A 20,274-nucleotide genomic window follows, 5' to 3' on the forward strand; every position below is an offset into this window, starting at 1 on the left:
ATGCGCATCCTTTCCATCTGCGGCCAGAACATCGCCAGCCTTGCCGATCGGTTCGAGATTGATTTTACCGCCGAACCCCTGCGCTCGGCCGGGCTTTTTGCGATCACGGGCGAAACGGGGGCGGGGAAATCGTCGATCCTCGACGCACTTTGTCTGGCGCTTTATGGCGAATGCCCGCGCCTGACCATGGGCGGAAGTGGCGACGAGGTACCCGATGCGGGCGGTGATCCGATCCGAGCCCGCGATCCGCGTGCTGTGCTGCGCCGGGGCGCAGCGCAAGGATGGGCTCAGGTCACCTTCGTCGGCGTGGACGGTGAGACATACCGTGCCGAATGGTCGGCCCGTCGCGCACGCGACAGAGTTGACGGCAAGCTGCAATCCGTCTCGCGTGCGGTGATCCGGGCAAGCGACGGGCAGGTGCTGGAAAACCAGTCCACCGCTGTCGCCCAAAAGGTGCAGACGCTAACCGGCCTCAGCTATGATGAGTTCCGCCGCACCGTTCTTCTGGCGCAGGGGGACTTTGACGCCTTCTTGCGTGCTGACACGAATGATCGGGCGGCGTTGTTGGAAAAGGTCACCGGAACTGGGCTCTACCGCGACATATCTGCCCGTATCTTCGAGCGGACTGAAGCAGCGCGCACCGAACACAAGGAGCTGGAAATTCAGCGCGCAGCACACCGTCTGTTGTCCGACGATACCATCTCCGCGTTGACGGAAGAGCGGATGATGCTCGCCGGGGCAATCGAGGCTGGGAATGCTGCGCGCGGAACAATCACGGCGGATCTGGACCGGCATCGCAGAATCGTGGCGGCGCGCGCTCTGTTTAATGAGGCCGTACAGGCGGTCGGCAGGGCCGATGCCGCCAGCGTAGCGGCGCAGCCGGACCGAAACCGTTTGTTGCAGATCGACAGCTGCGAACCCTTGCGCTTGCCGTGGCAAACGGCGCGAAGCACTGAAGCCGCCTGGTCAAGCGCAGTGCAGACCCTTGCCGTGGCCGAAAGCGCGGTGTCGGCGGCAGAGGCCGAAGTACTGACCCGGCGCAGCGCGGCAGAATTGTCCAGTACAGCGCATCAGGCAAAAGAGGCTGAATTCAAGACCCTCGGCCCGATCTGGAGCAAGGCCGCCGCGCTGGACACTCAGATCGAAGGGGCGACGGAAGAGCTTTCAAAGGCAGACGCCGTTGCAATGAAGGCCGGGGCAGACGCAGGGACCGCGCAAGCAAAAGTTGCCAACCTGACGCAGCGTGAGGGTTTGGCCAGTGCCGCATGGGCTGACGCATCCGCGCTGTTGGCAAATCTTGCCCCCATCGCGCCGCTTGCCGCGCGGTGGGCGGATATCGCCCGCGATCTTGCCGAACGAACCCGCACCCTGCAGGACGAGGAAATCGCCCGCACAGCGTTGGCGGCGCTTGACACCAAAGCTGCGGACTTTTCCCGGCAACTTGCACTACTTGAGGCTGACGATACGCAGGATCGCAACACCCGGACCGATCTTGTCGCGCAGGTCGAAGAGTTTGCCGCCCTGATTGCCACGATAGAGGCGGACCGCCCGCAAGACCTTGCCAACCGGCTTGCCGATCTGGCGGACACCCTGACAAACCTTGACCGCGCCACGCGGGAGCATACCGCAGCAGTGACAGTCGTGGCCACCGCTGCAGCCAATAAAATTAAAGCCGAAGCCGATGGCCAGCAGGCCGCAGCAGAGATTGCTGCGCAGAACAATGCTTTTGTGCGGGCCGAGGCCGCCGGACAAAGCCTGTCAGCACCGTTGGAACGGGCCTCGGCTGCTGCATCGGAGAATGCACAAGCGCTGCGGTTGCGCCTTGTACAGGGCGAACCCTGCCCCGTCTGCGGCGCGACCGACCACCCGACCCTTGCGGATGCTGCCCTTGCCAATCTGGCGCACCAGTTGCGCGCCGATCTGGAGGCCGCACGGCAGGCAGGCGCAGCGGCGCGTCTTGCGCTGAAAACTGCCGAAGGTCAGGCTGCCAAAGCCGCCGCTGTCGTGCAACATGCGTCGGATGCCAGCGCAGAAGGTTTGGCGCGGGCGGAAGAAGCCGCCAAGATTTGGCAAGTCGCGCGCGACAAGGCGCTAGGCTCCGGTCTTTGCTCCGATCTGCCCGAAACCCCTGCAGACGGCGCGAATGCTGTGGCAACTGCGCTGGCGGAAGTGGGCCAGCGGCGGAAGGCTCTGCAGACCACTTTGCTGCAGATCAGCAATCTGCGCGACGAACAGACGCGGGCCACCGAGGCGCGGAACAATCTGACCACGCGGATGGAAACCCGGGGCGCTGACCGCAGCCGCCTCGCGGGCGAGTTCGCACAGACCGCCCAACAAGTCGCCCTCACTCAGCAAACAGCCAGGACTGCGGCGCAGCGGCGCGATGATCTGGATACCGTTTTGTCGCCCTTGCTGATGCTGGCGGGCGAAAGCATCGCCGCACTTGGCACCGCACCGGATGCGGTTGCATCCCGGCTGCTGGACCAGGTCAAAGCGCTTGGCGCGGCGACAACGGCAATGGCCGCCGCCGAGGTCGAACTTGCCACGATCCGCCCTGCGCTCCAGACCGAAACCGCGCTTGCGGCGCAGGCGGTGGTGGATCTGACTGGCCTGAAAAACGCGGCAACCGACCGCCGGAATGCGCTTGCGGTGCTGCGCTCGGATCGTGCGGGGCTGTTGAACGGCGAGGCGACAGACAGCCACCGGACGCGGTTCAACGACGCCCGGCTTGCGGCGCAAACGGAACAGTCAACCGCTGCGACGGCGCTGGCCGAGGCCGCGTCGAAACTGGCGCACGCCGCGGGCCAAATGCAGTTAGCCGCCAGCCACGTTGCCGACTGCAATCTTGCCGCGTCCGCGGCGGGCAATGCGTTGCGCGCCGCGCTGGCCTTGACCGATCAGACAACCGCAACGCTCGACGCGACATTCGCACTGGCGCAGGCCGAGGTTGACGTCCTGCGGACCGCACTTCGCAAACTGGATGACGACATGACCGCCGCCATCTCGGCCCGAAACGCGCGGCAGGCCGATCTGGACGCCGCCGAGGCGACCGGCCTACCCGAAACCCCGGCCGAGGCCCTGCAAGATGCGCTGGCCACCCTTGACGCCCAACAACGCCTCCAAACCGAACGCACGGGGGAAATTGGCGGACAGCTGGCCGCCGACGCAGCATCCCGTGCTGCACTCAGCGGACTTGAGGCAGAAATCTCCACGGCAAAGGCAACGCTGGAGGTATGGCAGGCCGTCAACATGGCTGTCGGATCGAAGAATGGCGATCGCTTTGCACGGCTGGCGCAATCAATCACGCTGGATGTTCTAGTGGACCGCGCGAACCACCATCTGCGCGATCTGAAGCCCCGCTACCGCCTGAAACGGGCAGGCACCGAACTGGCGCTGAACATCGTCGATCAGGACATGGGGGATGAAGAACGTTCCACCCGCAGCCTTTCGGGCGGCGAGCGTTTTCTGGTATCGCTTTCGCTGGCGCTTGCGCTGTCCCGCATGGGCGGCAGCGGCGGTCTGGCGGCGACGCTGTTCATCGACGAAGGCTTCGGGTCTTTGGATGCCGAAAGCCTTGATCTGGCCATCGACGCGCTGGAGGCGCTGCAAAGCCAGGGGCGCACTGTCGGTGTCATCAGCCATGTCGATGCGATGAAAGAACGCATACCCGTTCAGATTCGCGTAAAGCGTCAAGGCGGAGGGCGCAGCAAGATCTCCGTGGAAGGGCCCGGCACGGAGTTGATGTGATCGATCGGCAGTACCGCCTGCAGTTGTTTCGCCCATGGTAAAGATCCCCGAGGTCCAACAGGATCGGGACCGTCGGCGAAGGCCAAAGGGCTGCATGAGCAGGTGGCAAATGAAGAAAATTCGATTTAGCGAGGTGCCAACTATGCGATTCTGCGGCAGGCTCACTCAGGCGAAGAAACGGATCAAAGTGCTGAAGAAAATTATTGGAGCGTCGATGCCGTTGAGAATTGTCTGCGGATCATGAACCCGCATTCCCCAAGTAATCCGCTGATTTCGCTGTCGTGACCATGGTATTTTCTATATAAATCATAGTGTTGATGGCTTCGAGGGACGGATTTCATGGATCACCCAGAGGGTGCGGGCTTGCAGCGGGCAGATCGGGTAGAATTCGACTCTCGCGTGCGGTTGGAATTCCGCGGCACGCAGCTCAGTTCGGACGGTGACCTTCTGGTGATGCGCGAGTTGGATGACGCGCTTGGGTTGTCTGACCTTGCGTCATCGGCGCTGTGCGACACCCGTCGTGGCAAGAACACGGTCCACCGGCTCGACGGGCTGTTTCGGCAGTCGGTCTATGGACGGCTGGCCGGATACGAGGATGTCAACGATGCTGACCGTCTCGCCCTCGATCCCGTGATGCGTCAGGTCGTGGGCGGCAGGGCAGTCGATGCACAAGCGGCCTCGGCCTCGCAGATGGGGCGGTTCGAGACAGAGACGATGGCCCTGGTCGAAAACCGGGAAGCGCTGGCCGATCTGAATGGCCAATGGATCGACCGGTTTCATGACCGTAACGGGCTGAAGTTCATCGTGCTGGACATGGACAGCTCGGTCAGCCCGACCCATGGTGATCAGGAAGGGTCCGCCTGGAACGGGCATTTCGACTGCACCTGCTATCACCCGAACTTTCTGTTCAACCAGTTCGGCATGCTGGAACGCTGTGCCCTGCGCAATGGCAACGTCCACAGCGCCGACGGCTGGCGGGATGTCCTCGATCCGGTGATCGCTCGGTATGCCAAACGTGACATCCTGCGGTTCTTCCGGGCCGATGCCGCCTACGCGATCCCGGCGATCTATGCGCGGCTCGAAGAGGCAGGCTATTTCTACGCCATCCGACTGCCCGCCAACAGCGTCCTGCGCGAGAAGATCGCACATCGGCTGACCCGGCCGGTGGGGCGGCCTTCGCTGACCAAGGTCAAACGCTTCTTCGAGGATTTCCACTATCAGGCCGCGTCCTGGGACAAGGAGCGCCGCGTAATCGCCAAGATCGAATGGCATCCGGGCGAGCTGTTCCCCCGCGTGGGCTTCATCGTCACCAACCTGCCGATGGAGCCGGACTGGGTGATGGGCTTCTACAACCAGCGCGGCACGGCCGACCAGCACATCAAGGAGGGTAAATATGCCTTTCACTGGACACGGCTGTCATGCAGGAAGTTTCGCGACAACGAGGTCCGACTGCAGCTGCACGCGCTGGCCTACAACCTGGCCACCTTCTTGCGCTGCATCGAACTGCCCGAGGAAATGGCCGACTGGTCGTTGACCAGCCTGCAATTGAAACTGATCAAGATCGGGGCCCGCGTCGTGCGTCATGCCCGCGCCATCACCTTCCAACTGGCCGAAGTCGCTGTCACCGGCCCGATGGTACGCGCCATCCTCGCCCCCATTCGCCGATTGCGAGCGCCAGCGTCATGCACTTGACGGCGAACTAGGCCCGAACTGAACGAAAGCGGCTCCATAGGTCCGTCCGCCGCGCTGAAAAACGTCGCCGCCGGGCACCGACGCGGCCGCTTTGCGGCCAAATCCGCACAACTCCAACCGTCTGCGCGACCACAGACACCGCTCAGGGCGAAAAACACTTGATCAACTGGCCCAATCAAGCGATATTGCCGACAGATCGTATCCCGCATTCCCCAAGTAAATCTATGATTTCGCTGTCCTGAACTCATTATTTCCTATATAAATCATAGTGTTGATGGCTGCGAGGGACGTGTTTTATGGATCACCCAGAGGGTGCGGGTTCGGATCAAGGTCATCGGGTCGATTTCGACCGCCGCGTGCGGCTGGAGTTCCGGGGTGCGCAGATCAGTTCGGACGGCGGTTTGCTGGTGATGCGCGAGCTCGATGACGCGCTCGGGCTGTCGGGCCTTGCGTCAGAGGCGCTACGCGATAACCGCACCGGCAAGAACACCGTCCATCGGCTCGACGGGCTGTTCCGGCAGTCAGTATTCGGGCGGCTGGCCGGATACGAGGACGTCAACGATGCCGACCGTCTCGCGCTCGATCCCGTGATGCGTCAGGTTGTCGGTGGCCGGGCTGTCGATGCGCAAGCGGCCTCAGCAACGCAGATGGGGCGATTTGAGACCGAGACCTTGGCCTCGCCCACGAACCGGGCGGCGCTGGCAGACCTGAACGGCCAATGGATCGACCGCTTCCACGACCGCAACGGGCTGAAGTATATCGTGCTGGACATGGACAGCTCGGTCAGCCCCACCCATGGCGATCAGGAAGGGTCCGCCTGGAACGGCCATTTCGACTGCACCTGTTATCACCCGAATTTCCTGTTCAACCAGTTCGGCATGCTGGAACGCTGCGCCCTGCGCAACGGCAATGTTCACAGCGCCGACGGCTGGCGGGATGTCCTCGATCCCGTCATCGCCCGTTATGCTGGCCGCAACCTTGGTGGCCGCTTCTTCCGCGCCGACGCCGCCTATGCGATCCCTGCGATCTACGCGCGGCTGGAAGAGACGGGCTATTTCTACACCATCCGGTTGCCCTCCAATGCAGTGCTCAAGGAGAAGATCGCGCATCGACTGACCCGGCCCGTAGGCCGTCCGTCGCTGACCAAGGTCAAACGCTTTTACGAGGACTTCGAGTATCAGGCGGCGTCCTGGGACAAGCCCCGCCGTGTCATCGCCAAGATCGAATGGCACCCCGGAGAGCTGTTCCCCAAAGTCGGCTTCATCATCACCAACCTGCCCATGGAGCCAGATTGGGTGGTGCGCTTCTACAACCAGCGTGGCACCGCCGAACAGCACATCAAGGAGGGCAAATACGCCTTCCACTGGACGCGGCTGTCATGCAAGCGGTTCCGTGACAACGAGGTCCGGCTGCAACTGCACGCGCTGGCCTACAACCTGGCAACGTTCCTGCGCTGCATCGATCTGCCCGAGGCCATGGCCAACTGGTCGCTGACATCCCTCCAGCTCAAGCTGATCAAGATCGGGGCCCGCGTCGTGCGTCACGCCCGCGCCATCACCTTCCAACTTGCCGAGGTGGCGGTCACAGGCCCCATGGTCAGAGCCATCCTAACTGCAATTCACCGCCTTCGAGCGCCACCGTCATGTGCGTGACCGCGAACCTGACAGAAACTGAACGAAAGCGGCAGGACAGTTCTGTCCACCGCGCTGAAGAACGGCGATGCTGGGCCAGAATGATGCGAGTTTGCGGCCCGACCCCCCCGCATTCGAACGTTCTGGCGCACGCAAACGCCGCTCAGGGCCCAAAACGCTTGATCGGCAAGCGAGTTTAGGTGATCTTGGCGTCAAACGGCATGCCACTTGGGGAATGTCGGCCAGAATCGATCCCGCCCTTAGCCACAAGAGGTTCAGATCACGTCGTCAGTGCCAAACGCGATTCCCCTGCGTATAGGAATAGGGCCCGGGAGGAACCATGCCGGGGGGGATGCGCCCCGTTTCTTGCATGTGGCAATCTTGCGGCACAACGATTATCGCATCCTTGTCTGGGCTGACCCTGACGGGATCGTTCGCGCAATCAGGCGTTGACCCGGCCCCTTCGAGAGGTTAAAGAGTTTTTTATTCAGAATTGATTTTGGAATATCACATTCTGGTGAACCCTGGTCGGGGGGGTGAGTAATGTATCTGGTTCTTTATTTATTTTGCGCATTCATTGGGTCGCTTTTTTCTGGCTTTATTTTGCTCCGGATCAGGCAGCAACTGAACGGTGTATCAAAGCCGCGTGACGATGGAACCGCCGTCCAATCCTCTCACGTCGGAAACCCGCTGCGTTTAGGTGGATTGGCGGCCGTTGCCGGTCTGGCTTTCGCCGTAGCCCTGCAAATGCTGAACGAGGGCGAAAGCTTCGCGCCGCTGTTGCTTCTGTCGGTTCTTCCGGTCTTCATTACGGGGCTGGCCGAGGATCTCGGCCATCACGTGTCGCCGCGCGGGCGATTTCTGGCGGCGGTATTCTCTGGCGTTGCTGCGGTTGCCCTGTTGGGGGTTTGGGTGCCGAAAGCGGACATACCGGGCATCGACTGGGCTATGGCCACGCCTGCGGTTGCCATCATTCTGACCGTGATCTTTTCGGCCGGGTTTTGTCATGCTGTCAACCTGATCGACGGAATGAATGGTCTGGCAGCGTCGGTGATCACGACATCGGCACTGGGCTGCGCCGCAATTGCTACGCTAGCGTCCTTGCCCGCTGTCACCGGCTTTGCCCTGTTGCTGGTAGCCGCCACAATAGGTTTCCTGTTTCTGAACTGGCCGGTCGCGCGTGTGTTTTTCGGCGATGCCGGTGCCTATGGTCTGGGTCATCTGCTTGTCTTTTTGATGTTCCTGCTGGCATCGCTCTCCAGCGAAGTGGCAGTGCCGGCTTTGCTTTTGGTGATCTTCTGGCCGCTTGCCGACGTGTTCCACACGATCCTGCGGCGCGTGGCCGACAAGGTTTCCATAACACAGCCTGACAGGATGCATCTGCATCAGAAGGTCCGACGCACGCTGGACATCGTCTGGTTCGGATACCGGGGGCGCTATCGGTCCAACCCTTTGACGACGATCATCCTGCTGCCGTTCATCATCGCCCCCGTCGTGACCGGTGTCCTGCTCTGGAACAATCCGGGTGCCGCATGGTTCGCGCTGGGGGGCTATATGCTGGCATTCTCGGCCTGCCATCCATTGACGATACGACTCGCGCGGAGGTTCCGGAGATGGACATCTTACACCCGCAAATCGCACTGACCACGCAAAATATGCTGGCAAGACACCTGTCAGACCGCTAAAGATGGAGTAATGGGCAACCAGTTTGTTGTCCGGGCATTTTAAATGGGTTGAACAGGCCCGATTAGGAAATCGCAAATATATGACAACCACAGCTGCCCACCATGCATCGCTTTTCGGGACCGTGGTCGGTGGTGGCTGGCTTGGCAAGTGGATCCGCGCTTTGATGGGTCTGCTTGCCGTTCTTGTGCTTGTGGCCTGCTCGGACGGTTATGTTGTCTTCCCTACCACGCCCGAAGGTCAGCGCGCACTGGGCGACGATGTCGAGGTGGTTGTCCTAGATGCGACGAACATCGGCAACTACACCAGTCCGGCCCGGGGACATCGTGCATCGTCGCTGCCGGCAGGCCGCCAGTGGATCTATCACGTCGGTCCCGGCGACATCCTGTCAGTGATCGTTTTCAATCACCCCGAACTGACGCTTCCTTCAGGCCCGCAGCGCAGCGCTGCGGAAAGCGGGATGAACACACCCAACATAACTCTACAGCAAGAGCAGGTTGCATTTCGATACGAGGCTGGCTTGCTTGGCAGCATCCAGCAAGCGCTTACAGGCTTGCACGGCTTCGACGTAATGGCGTTGGAGATTATTCAGAGCGGAGACGACGTTTATGTCGATCTGAGTTCCGACAGCTTTGCGGATCGCTGTCTTGAAACGAAAGGTAAGAGATTGGAAATGGACAGTGCATGTTCCAAAAAGCTATTTGATGAGACTGGTTACAAGGCAATCGCTATCGATAACCGCTTTATTCACGATTTTGTCGATTTTTCTGAATTGGGAGCACCCTTGCAAAGCACTTCACATGGGCAGCCCTTTGTCACGGGCCATCGGCCTTTAATGACAACGACCACCGCCTGATGTCCGCCCTTGCCTGGATCGACTTTGACCAGACTGACCGCGACCGCGCGCGCCGGATCATGGACCTGTTCGGGGTCGAGGACTCACGCGATGAACTGGGGCTAGGGTCGATCCGCGATGCGCTGTCGGATCTGATGTTCCCGGGGACCAGCACGATCCAGACGCGGCTGCGCTACATGCTGTTCGTGCCCTGGCTTTACCGGATGGCGGCAAAGTCCGGCGGTCGCGCTGATCAGGCGCGGCGGCTGGAGATTCAGCTGATCACCTCACTGTTGCGCGGAGGTGAGACGGAAAACGTCATCGGGTCCGAGGCGCGCGACAGCCTGAAGCGATTGCCAAGTGATGTGTATTGGGCGGGGCTTCTGGCGCTGGGTATCCGCACCTCGCCCGGCAGTCGGGCCGAGATGCTGGCGGCACAGGACGCCTCTGGCTTGTGGTCGCCCGGCCTGCCTGCGGCACCGGAGACCTTGCTGGACGAGGCGAGTTTTCGCCTGACGCCCGAGGAAGGCAGCTTCCTGCGCGACCGTCTGGCCGTATCGGCACGCGACAGCCTTTTCAACGAATTGGCGCAATCGGGCGATCGGGCGGGGTCGATGTCGATCTGGCTCCACCCGATGCGTGCGAACTGGAGCGCGCGCAATCGCGCCGTCGTCGATCAAACTGAACGCTTTGCCCGCGTGATGAACGGTGCATCCTTGCTCTACAACCTGATGCTGGCCGAACGCGCCGCCGCGATGCAGGGAACAGAGCATGGCCGCTGGCACGATCTTGCCGCCACCTACCGCGCCCGTCTGGACGTTTGGCAGACAGAAGACCCGGGCCGTCTCGCAGCGGGCTGGAGCCTTGCAGGGCTTTGGGCACAGACTTCTGAGACAGTCCACCGAGTGGCACCACAGACCACGGCCTTCGTCACTGAATGGGCGGCTATCACGCAGCGCGGACATAACATAGCCGATGATCCGGACGCCCGCGCGCTGATCCTGCGGCGGGAAACGCGTCTGAAGGGGCCGAAGGCGCGGCTGACCAATGACGCGGCCTTAGCGCGCTGGGGTGGGGCCTCGGGGGCTGGCGTGCTGAACTTTCGCTGGACCGTTGTGCAACGCCATCTGCGGGACCTCGCCGATGCCGTCGGACAGCCCGCTCGACCCGGAAAACCGCGCGCTCTATGGCGAAATCCTGCGGGCCCCGCCAGGCTATGAGGTCGATATGGCGCTTGCCACGACCTATTCGCTGGATTTTGAAACCGCTTTGGTGATCCCGGCGAGCATGGCCTTTCAGGCAGCCGAAAGCCGCGCGCAGGTGCTGGATACGCCGCTTGCGCTGCTGGACGGTCTGGAGCGGCTGGCCGAAAGGGTGGCAATCTTCTGCGAGGCCGGACGCATCGCCGCCCAACCTCGCGCAGCCAACCGTCTGACCGCTCTGCTGGAAGACACGGTGACCGAGGTGCTTGCCCCGAAAGGTGGTGCGTTTCATCCGAAGATCTGGGTGCTGCGGTTTGTCCCGCTGACCGGCGCGGGTCCCGTTCGCTTGCGCCTTGCCATCTTGTCGCGCAACCTCACCACGGACCGCAGCTGGGACCTGTCACTGTCGCTGGACGGCGAAGTGACCGGGGTCGCACAGGCCGATAACGCGCCCATCTCGGCGCTCCTTCGCGCCCTGCCCGGGCTGGCGCGGGGCCGCCCGACGCCCGCGCGCAATCGCAAGATCGCCGAGGCGCTGGCCCGCGATCTGGATCACGCGATATGGACCCTGCCCGATGGCGCGCGGCGCCTACGCTTTGCCGTCAACGGGCTGGGGCAGCCACCGTTCCGGCCACGCGTCGGCAATGCGCAGGGCATTATCTCCCCCTTCCTGTCGGCAGAGGCGTTGATCCAGCTGACAAAGGGCCTCGCGCCCGCGGACTGCTGGCTGCTGAGCCGGGCCGAAGAACTGGCACAGATGCCGCCCGAGGTGCTGGCACGGTTCGGGCAGGTATTGGTGCTGGACGATCTTGCAGAAACCGAGGACGGGGAAGAAGCCGAGGCCGCTTCCGCCGCGCTTGGCCTGCATGCCAAGGTCTTTGTGACCGAACGCTACCCGCGACCGGAATCGACGACAGACCTGACGGTCGGATCGGGTAACGCCACAGCGGCCGCCCTTTTGAACGGCAGCAATGTCGAAGTGTTTGCCACGCTGTCGGGCCCGTCCCGCAGGATGGGTTGGGTGGCCGATCACATCGCGCCGGAACGGCTGGGCCGGTTTCTGCGGCCGTGGCAACCACCGGCCACGGCACCTCCCCCCGATCCGGCCGTGGCGGCCGAGGCGCGCCTTGATGCGGTGCGCAAGGCGCTGGCGGCAGCCGACCTGACCCTGCGTTGCGCCCCTGCAGTGGAGGACCGGATCAGCCTGACCCTGACAGCGCGCAGCAAGATGGCCCTGCCCGACGGCCTTCGCGCCGAACTTTGGCCGCTGACGCTTGGCCCGAACCATGCCCTCACCCTCATGGCCCCGCTTGGGCGCACCGGCCTGCACCTTGGCCAGTTCGCCTTGGCCGATGTGACGCGCTGGCTGGGGGTGCGGTTGACTGACCTCGAAACCGGGGCCGAACTGGTCTTTACCCTCGGCACCACGCTCAAGGACCTGCCCGACGCGCGCACAGCCGAAATCCTGCGCAGCATCATCGAGAACCGTGAGGCGTTCCTGCGCTACATCCGCCTGCTTCTGGGTGATCCGCAGGCGGCGGCGCAGATCATCCTGCAAGGTGGCAAGGGTAGCTTCCTTGGCTTTGCAGGCTTTGCCGACGATGCACCAATCCTGGAGGATATGGTCCGGTCGCTCTCCGGCGACGGCCGCCGCCTGCGCGACATCGAGCGGCTGATGACCCGGCTGGGCGATGCCAAGGGCGCGGATGGGGAACTGGTCATTCCGCCCCGTTTCGCAGCATTGTGGGAGGTGTTCCGCAGCGTTTTGCTGAGCGAGGTGCGCCGTGGCTGACGCCCGCTTTGACCCCGGCCCGGCGCTGGCCCCCCTCAAGGCTTTCCAGCGCGCGACGGTAGATCACGTCTGCCGCCGCCTGCTGACCGATGCCGACGCCACGCGCCAGTTTCTCGTGGCCGACGAGGTGGGCCTCGGCAAGACCATGGTGGCCCGCGGCGTGATTGCCCGCACGATCGAGGCGCTTTGGGAAAAGGTGCCAAGAATCGACATCATCTATGTCTGTTCCAACGGCGCGATCGCCGCGCAAAACCTCGCCCGTCTCAACGTGATGGAGCGCGAGGCGAAGGTGCTGCCGACGCGGCTGACCCTGCTGCCCTTGGTGCTGGGTGGGGAAAACAGTCTGCGCCACAACAGGGTGAACTTCATCAGCCTGACGCCCGGAACAACCTTCGATCTGAAATCCTCGGGCGGCTGGGCGCGCGAGCGGGCGCTGATCCTGCGGCTGCTGGATGGTCGCCTGGCCCACCCCAAAGGCGCAGTCCGGCTGTTTCAGGGCTGGTCGGGTGAAACTGGCTGGGAGGGGGAGCGTGCGCGGGTCGCGACCCTGCCAGTGGACCGCGAAATTGCGAACCGGTTTCAGGATGCTGTTGCCTCCAGCCCCGGCCTGATCACGCGGATCGATGATCTTTGTGCCGAGGTCGCGCGCTATCGGCAGGTCGACGGCGACCTGCGTCACGCCTGCACCGCCGTGATCGGTGAATTGCGAGGAATGCTGGCACAGGCCTCGGTTCAGTCCCTCGAACCTGATCTGATCATCCTCGACGAGTTCCAGCGATTTCACGATCTTCTGCACGGCGACAGCGAGGCGGCCGATCTGGCGCGCCAGTTGTTCAACCATACTGACAGCATGGGCAACAGCGCCAAGACCTTGCTGCTGTCAGCAACACCCTACCGTATGCTGACACTTGCGGGCGACGCACCGGAAGAGGGCGATCACCACCGCGATTTCCTCGACGTGCTGGAATTCCTTTTCGGTGCTGAAGATGGCAAGCGCCGTCGCGACGAGATCGCCGTCGAGATGCGCCACTTTCGCAAGGCGATGCAGGCGCTGCCAGGAGGATTCGAGAACGCCAGAACCATCCGGCACGGGATTGAGGGGCAGTTGCGCCGGATCATCGCGCGCACGGAACGCGTGTCAGAGACGGCAGACCGCGACGCCATGATCCGGGAGGTGCGTCATGAGCTAGACCTGACCGCGGGCGACCTTATCGAGGCGCGCGCCATCGCGGCGGTGGCGGCTGCGGCCGGGGCACCAGGCACCGTGGAATACTGGAAATCCTCGCCGTGGCTTTTGAACCTGATGCGTGGCTACAAGCTGGCCGATCTGCTGAAAGAGCAGGCCAAGGCCCCTTCGCCCGCCCTTCGTTCTGCCATGAAGGCGGCAATCCCCCTGCAGATCGCTCCGCAAACTGTGGAAAGCTATGCTCCGCTGACCCCGGCCAATGGTCGGATGCGCAAACTGGCAGAATTGGCCTTTGCCGAAGGCATGGCGCGCCGCCTGTGGATCGCGCCCTCGATGCCCTACTTTGGCACCAGCCAGCCGGTCAGCAAGATGCTGATCTTCTCGGAATGGACGATGGTCCCCGATGCGATCGCCGGGTTCCTGTCCTATGAGGCCGAGCGGCAGATGGGGATGGGCAAGGACCACGGCTATACCGATCCACCGACCACACGCCCCTTGCAGTTCCGCCGCGCCCAAGGTCGCCTTGCGGGTCTGCGTGCGCTGCAACTGGTGATCCCCTCGCCCCGTCTGGCGGCGCTGGCCGATCCGCTGACCTTGCTGCGCGAGGATGGCCCCTTTGCCGATCTCGACGCGATGCGTCGCGCCGCGGCAAATAGATTGCGCCCGCTTGCCGAAAACCTGACAGACCGCTGCACCGAGGCCGCGGAAGGCGGTTGGGACTGGAGCAGTGCTGCCGCCCTCGATATCTCGACAACTGGCTTTGCAGGTTGGCTGAGCAGCCCCACCTTGCGGCAGGAGGGTGACGAGGAAGCTTGGCCAGATCATCTGGCTGATCTCGCGCAAGCAGCCAAACAGCCGATCGGCCGCGCAGACACAGAGCAAGTCCTCGCCCATCTTGTCGATGTGGCGCTGGGCAGCCCGGCAACCTGCGCGCTGCGCGCGTTATCTCGCATCGCACCTGGTCTATCATTGGACGATCCCGCCCTTCTTTCCGCCGCCACGCATGTGGGCATGGCGTTCCGGACGCTGTTCAACCAGCCGGAATCGCAGGCGCTCCTGCGCGCCGAAGGCGATGTATACTGGCGGGCTGTCTTGCGTCATTCGGCCGAACATGACCTGCAGTCTGTCCTGGACGAGTACACCCATGTTCTGTTCGAGGCGGAAGGGCAGGTTGGCCATGCGCCGGTCTCTGCCGTACGCGTAATCGCTGAACGTATGGCCGAAGCGCTGTCGCTACGCCCTGCACAGATCGAGTTGAACCATTATACCTTGCAGCGTGGCCGCATCGTGCAAACGCACCCGATCACGCTACGCGGCCGATTTGCCATGCGATTGGCCCAGAAAGGCGAGGATGAGACCGGCGTAAACCGGACCGGTCTGGTCCGCACGGCCTTCAACTCTCCCTTCAAACCGTTCGTTCTGGCGTCAACATCCGTCGGACAGGAAGGGCTGGATTTCCACCCCTACTGTCACCGCGTCGTCCACTGGAACCTGCCAGGCAATCCAGTCGACATGGAGCAGCGCGAAGGCCGCGTCCACCGTTACAAGAACCATGCGGTCCGGCTGAACCTTGTCACAGGGCATTTTCAAGATGCGCTTGACGGTCAGGCAAGCGATCCTTGGGCCAGCATGTTCGACGCAGCGCATGCCGGAGCAAAGCACAAGGGCGATCTCGAACCATTCTGGGTGATGGATGGCCCGATCAAGGTCGAGCGCCACATTCTGTCGCTTCCGTTCAGTCGAGAGGAAACACGGCTGTCCTGGTTGAACCGTTCGGTCGCGCTTTACCGCTTGGCATTCGGGCAGCCCCGACAGGACGATCTTCTGGCGCTGCTGGATCAAGTTCGGAACGATATAGTCCCCGAGGAGCTTGCCCAGTTACAGATCAGCCTCCGTCCCGATTGAGCGCGGCCTTCTGCAGTTTTGGCGCGGTCGGCGTCCTGTCGGACTACTATCCAACTGGAATCGTTGCGGTTTTCGCGATTTTGTTGACCTATTGTTGACCTGGATTTTGGACAGCAAAAATCACCGCGGTTGGCGGGGCGTAATGCATTGTAGTTATTAGTTTTTTTGGTTGCGGGGACAGGATTTGAACCTGTGACCTTCAGGTTATGAGCCGCTTCTGCCGGAGGATCGGCGATCCTTTGATTTCAATAGGTTACGCGATAAGCCATTGAACTGGCGTTGCTTTCTAACTGCGTCGCGCCGCAGCCAACCGCAGCGGACGGGTCCAAACGGGGAACGAGGCAGTTAGACAGGTTGACCTATTGTTGACCCACTTCGGAATCACCTGTTTCGTACACTACCGCCGATCCCCGATCTCCTCTCTCCGGCCGAGGGACCGAGGTTAGCTTAAACCAATGAAGGTAGCCGCCTCTCGTTAACTGATTTGGAACCAGTCGTTTGCTAAATGTTCTTGAAAATGGGGAATCACTCCGACATTGTGTCAGAAAAATACCCAGACGGATGAGCAACGATGACCGAGTTCGAGGAACTGCTTCTGAAGGCAGGCTACACCGTTCCAGAGGCCGCCAAGGTTCTCGACTATTCTGAGGGTCATATATATCGCTTCAAGCGGGGCGATGAACAGCCCCGGGAAGGCGTGCTGGAGCTGATGCGTATGAAAGTTGCTGCACGGCAGGCTGGGATGCCGACGGCGCCGTCTTTCACCTTCGTTGATCTCTTCGCGGGGATTGGCGGGCTTCGCCGCGCGATGGAGTCTGCCGGGGGCCGGTGCGTGTTCACCTCGGAATGGGACCGGTTTGCCCAGCAGACCTATCTTGCTAACTTCCCGGACAACCGGCCGATTGCCGGTGATATCCGCGACGTGGATGCTGCCGACATTCCCGATCATGATGTTCTGGTGGCGGGCTTTCCCTGTCAGCCGTTCTCGATCGCCGGGGTGTCAAAAAAGAATGCGCTGGGCAGGCTGCACGGGTTCCAGGATGAAACGCAAGGCACACTGTTCTTCGATGTCCTGCGCATCCTGAAAGCTCACAGGCCAGCGGCGTTCCTGCTTGAGAACGTGAAGAACCTGACCAGCCATGACCGCGGCCGCACCTTCGAAGTTATCCGGCGCAAGCTGGCCGAGGAACTGGGCTATTCTCTCCACCTGCGCGTTATAGATGCGGGCCATTTCGTGCCTCAGCATCGGGAGCGCATCGTCATGGTGGGCTTCCGGGACAAGGTCGCTTTTTCATGGGACGATCTCGCCCTGCCCGCCTATGGCCACCGGCGCTTGCGGGATATCCTTCACCCGGAGGATGGCAGCGAGCAGCCGGAAGGGCATTTCACCGTCGGCCCCGATGCGCGCATCAACGTCAAGTATACTCTCACACCCGGGCTCTGGCAGTATCTTCAGGATTATGCGGCCAAGCACAAAGCCAAGGGCAACGGATTTGGCTTCGGCCTCGTCGATGGAAGTAACATCTCACGGACGCTTTCAGCGCGTTATTACAAGGACGGCTCCGAGATTCTGATCAGTCGTGGGGAGGGGAACAACCCAAGGCGCCTGACCCCGCGTGAATGTGCCCGGCTGATGGGATATGGCGACGATTTCCGCATCCCGGTCTCTGACACCCAAGCCTACAAGCAGTTTGGCAATTCGGTAGCCGTGCCGGTGTTTGCCGAGGTCGCGCGCATCATGCAGCCGCATATCGCGACAGTAATGCGGCAGGCAGCCGACGCTCCGGCCCTGAAGGTTGGCTGACGTCCACGATCCCGAAACCCGCAGCCGGAATATGGCGGCGATCAGGGGCTCCGACACAAAGCCTGAGCTGCTGATCCGCAAACTGCTGCACCGGCAAGGGTTCCGGTATCGGCTGCACGACCGGTTGCTCCTAGGAAAGCCTGATCTAGTATTTCTCAAATTCCGTGCGGTTCTGTTTGTAAACGGCTGCTTCTGGCATGGGCATGACTGTCCGCAGTTTCACTGGCCAAAGTCCCGGGAGGACTTCTGGCGGGAGAAAATCGGCGGCAATGTGCGCCGCGACTTGCGGAATGAGGCAGTGCTCAGCACTGCGGGCTGGCGGATTGGCCTGATCTGGGAGTGCGCAATCAAGGGGCCGGGGCGGCTGCCGGTCGGCGAAGTGATTGACAACGCTGCTGCTTTTCTCGAGGGTTCTGGCATGCACTTTTCCATTCAGGGCCAGTCGGTTGATCGATTCACTGAACAAACTGCTGGACATGATGCAGGCTCAGGGGGCCGTGCGTTTCTACGCAAAACGCCTTGCGGCTAATGACAACTCGAAGAACCAAGTTTATCTCGGCGGTGGCTTCGGCGCGCTGAACGTTCTGCCGCACGCGCCTGTGACGAGCGACGAGACTGTCATCGCTGGCAGCATTCGACGCCGCGACAAGGCCGACGTGCGGTTTTTTTGGATCGATGAATCCGGCCTGTCACCCGCGCCAGACGCCCAACTGATCCTTTACCCAAAATACCCCGAAGTGCGGATGTCGGGCTTTCTGCGCAGCGTCGAACGCGCACCAGGTGACCTCATGCGGTCCCGCGATCCGGGCCGGGTTCTGTTTCTTGGGATATGCGGCGACGGCCGCATCATTGGCTTCGCAGCAGCATCAGACCACCCTGTTGTCGCTGGCCTCGACGCAGCAGCCATCACTGAACTGGCCGGAGTGTTTCTCGATCTGACGCCTCTTCGGGCCGGGGTTGGCAATTCCCGCGACGCTCTTGTTGCCGCGCTCAGGGCGATCCACCTGAAGGGCTGGATACAATCCCAAAAAATCGGCCGCAGCGGGCTCCCCGAGCCCTACAGCGCAATGAACGGTGGCGGTTACACTCTCGAAGCCGAGCTTGGTATATCGCCCAACGGCTACTCCGAGCCGGATTTCCTCGGCTGGGAGGTTAAGCAATACGGTGTCAGCGACTTCACCAACTACCGGCCCAAGAGCCCGGTGACGCTGATGACACCAGAGCCCACCGGCGGCATTTATCGTGATGGCGTCGAGGCCTTCCTCCGCGAGTTCGGCTATGCGGACAAGACAGGGCGCCCGGACAGGATCAATTTCGGCGGCGTGTACCGGGCAGGCGGCGATTTCCATCCTGATACTGGGCTCGCGCTGCGGATCACCGGGTTCGATCAGACAACGGGCAAGATCACCGATCTTGACGGTGCGCTGCTGCTTCTGGATGTCAGAGATCGTATCGCCGCATCGTGGGGCCTGCGCAGGCTGATGGATCACTGGAACCGCAAGCACGCAAAAGCCGTCTATGTACCATCGCTGGCCCGCAACCCACCGCAAGAATATCAGTATGGATCAATCGTCCAACTCTGCGAGGCTCTGTTGCACAAATCGGGTGACAGACAGATCTCCCCTTTCCCTGGACAGACTCATCCCACGGCTTCAGTGACGGGTATACCGAGCGCCGTGAAGCCGTTCAGCACGGCTACACGGACCTGAAACTCGGCGACCTGACGGTCAAAGTCCCGCGCCATGAGGCGCTGACCCAGCAATTTGACGCAGTGCATCTTCGTCTCGACGCGGCTTCGGCGGTGATAACCGCTCCATCGTCGCCAGATGGTTCGGCCGAAGCGTTTCGACGCGCGTAGGGCTTCGTTGCGGGCGATTGCCCCGGGGGTGTCGGGCTTCCATGGCTTGGCGTTCTTGCGGGGCGGAATGATGGCGGCCGCACCGCGGGCGGCGATGGCGTCGTGACACTTGCGTGTGTCGAAGGCGCCATCAGCGGTGACGCTGGCGATCTCCTGATCGGGCGGGATCTGGTCGAGCAGTTCGGGCAGCATCGGCGCGTCACCGACATCGCTGGTGGTGAACTCGGCTGCGCGGATTTCCAGTGTTTTCTCGTCTATCCCGATGTGAATCTTGCGCCAGACCCGACGTTTGGTGCCGCCGTGCTTGCGCGCATTCCATTCACCTTCGCCTTCAACCTTGATCCCGGTGCTATCGATCAGAAGATGCAGCGGGCCTTGCGAGCCGCGGTGGGGGATGTTGACCTTCAGGGTCTTCTGGCGACGGCTCAGCGTGCTGAAATTGGGCACAGCCCAATCCAAATCGATGAGCCCCAGCAGGCTTTCGACGAAGCCAGTCGTCTGTCTGAGCGCCATGCCAAACAACACCTTGATGGTCAGGCAGGTCTGGATCGCGGCATCGCTATAGTCAGGCTGTCGGCCGCGCTTACCTGTCGGCGCAGCCTCCCAGATCATGGCGGTATCAAACCAGATCGTCAGCGAGCCGCGGCGCTTCAGCGCTTCGTTATAGGCGGGCCAGTTCCTGGTCTTGTAGGCGGGGGGTATGGGTCTGCTCATGCCGTCCAGCTACCACGCTGGATTCACAAGATGAATCCCTCACGGGATTTGTGCAACAGAGCCGGATTTTGCCCAAAGCCATCTCCGGAATCCGGAGTATAACCTTGTAAGGGAACCTTTAACTAAACCAGTAAAGGAGGAGGAGGAGGACGCAGCTGCGCGCGAGATCGATTTTGATCGTTTCTTCGCAGAGCTGCTGACCGCGCTCGGCCTTGATCCGAACGG

Annotated in this window: 12 protein-coding genes; 11 read left to right on the forward strand and 1 reads right to left on the reverse strand. The window is 61.9% G+C overall.

What is annotated here, in order from left to right; all coding sequences use genetic code 11:
• From RNZ50_07555 to RNZ50_07605, 11 genes are all read left to right on the forward strand, one after another.
• Complete coding sequence (locus RNZ50_07555) at nucleotides 1–3,747, forward strand: AAA family ATPase (protein MDT8854874.1); 3,747 nt, start codon at nucleotides 1–3, stop codon at nucleotides 3,745–3,747.
• 339 nt (nucleotides 3,748–4,086) lie between these two features.
• Nucleotides 4,087–5,439 (forward strand): IS1380 family transposase, encoded by a 1,353-nt coding sequence (locus tag RNZ50_07560; protein MDT8854875.1) that lies wholly within the window; start codon nucleotides 4,087–4,089, stop codon nucleotides 5,437–5,439.
• A 296-nt stretch (nucleotides 5,440–5,735) separates the two neighbouring features.
• Nucleotides 5,736–7,091, forward strand: a complete 1,356-nt coding sequence (locus tag RNZ50_07565) for an IS1380 family transposase (GenBank protein MDT8854876.1) — start codon at nucleotides 5,736–5,738, stop codon at nucleotides 7,089–7,091.
• 522 nt (nucleotides 7,092–7,613) lie between these two features.
• Complete coding sequence (locus RNZ50_07570) at nucleotides 7,614–8,714, forward strand: glycosyltransferase (protein ID MDT8854877.1); 1,101 nt, start codon at nucleotides 7,614–7,616, stop codon at nucleotides 8,712–8,714.
• 121 nt (nucleotides 8,715–8,835) lie between these two features.
• Nucleotides 8,836–9,609: a hypothetical protein gene (locus tag RNZ50_07575; protein MDT8854878.1), complete on the forward strand. Its 774-nt coding sequence runs from the start codon at nucleotides 8,836–8,838 to the stop codon at nucleotides 9,607–9,609.
• Complete coding sequence (locus RNZ50_07580; protein ID MDT8854879.1) at nucleotides 9,609–10,808, forward strand: DUF6361 family protein; 1,200 nt, start codon at nucleotides 9,609–9,611, stop codon at nucleotides 10,806–10,808. The genes RNZ50_07575 and RNZ50_07580 overlap by 1 nt, the downstream gene beginning before the upstream one ends.
• Nucleotides 10,732–12,582, forward strand: a complete 1,851-nt coding sequence (locus tag RNZ50_07585) for a phospholipase D family protein (protein MDT8854880.1) — start codon at nucleotides 10,732–10,734, stop codon at nucleotides 12,580–12,582. The genes RNZ50_07580 and RNZ50_07585 overlap by 77 nt, the downstream gene beginning before the upstream one ends.
• Entirely contained in the window at nucleotides 12,575–15,673 is a 3,099-nt protein-coding gene (locus tag RNZ50_07590; GenBank protein ID MDT8854881.1) for a helicase-related protein, read from the forward strand. The genes RNZ50_07585 and RNZ50_07590 overlap by 8 nt, the downstream gene beginning before the upstream one ends.
• 571 nt (nucleotides 15,674–16,244) lie before the next feature.
• A complete protein-coding gene (dcm, locus tag RNZ50_07595) occupies nucleotides 16,245–17,477 on the forward strand; it encodes a DNA (cytosine-5-)-methyltransferase (GenBank protein MDT8854882.1) in 1,233 nt (410 codons plus the stop codon).
• Complete coding sequence (locus RNZ50_07600; GenBank protein ID MDT8854883.1) at nucleotides 17,470–18,006, forward strand: very short patch repair endonuclease; 537 nt, start codon at nucleotides 17,470–17,472, stop codon at nucleotides 18,004–18,006. Before dcm ends, RNZ50_07600 begins: the two co-directional genes overlap by 8 nt.
• A complete protein-coding gene (locus RNZ50_07605; protein ID MDT8854884.1) occupies nucleotides 17,924–19,186 on the forward strand; it encodes an MvaI/BcnI family restriction endonuclease in 1,263 nt (420 codons plus the stop codon). The genes RNZ50_07600 and RNZ50_07605 overlap by 83 nt, the downstream gene beginning before the upstream one ends.
• Here RNZ50_07605 and RNZ50_07610 read toward each other — a convergent pair.
• On the reverse strand, nucleotides 19,117–20,049 hold the full coding sequence (locus RNZ50_07610) for an IS5 family transposase (protein MDT8854885.1): 933 nt from the start codon (nucleotides 20,047–20,049) through the stop codon (nucleotides 19,117–19,119). The genes RNZ50_07605 and RNZ50_07610 overlap by 70 nt on opposite strands.
• Between the last annotated feature and the right edge of the window lie 225 nt (nucleotides 20,050–20,274).

The organism is Paracoccaceae bacterium Fryx2 (assembly GCA_032334235.1).
Lineage (GTDB): Bacteria > Pseudomonadota > Alphaproteobacteria > Rhodobacterales > Rhodobacteraceae > JAVSGI01.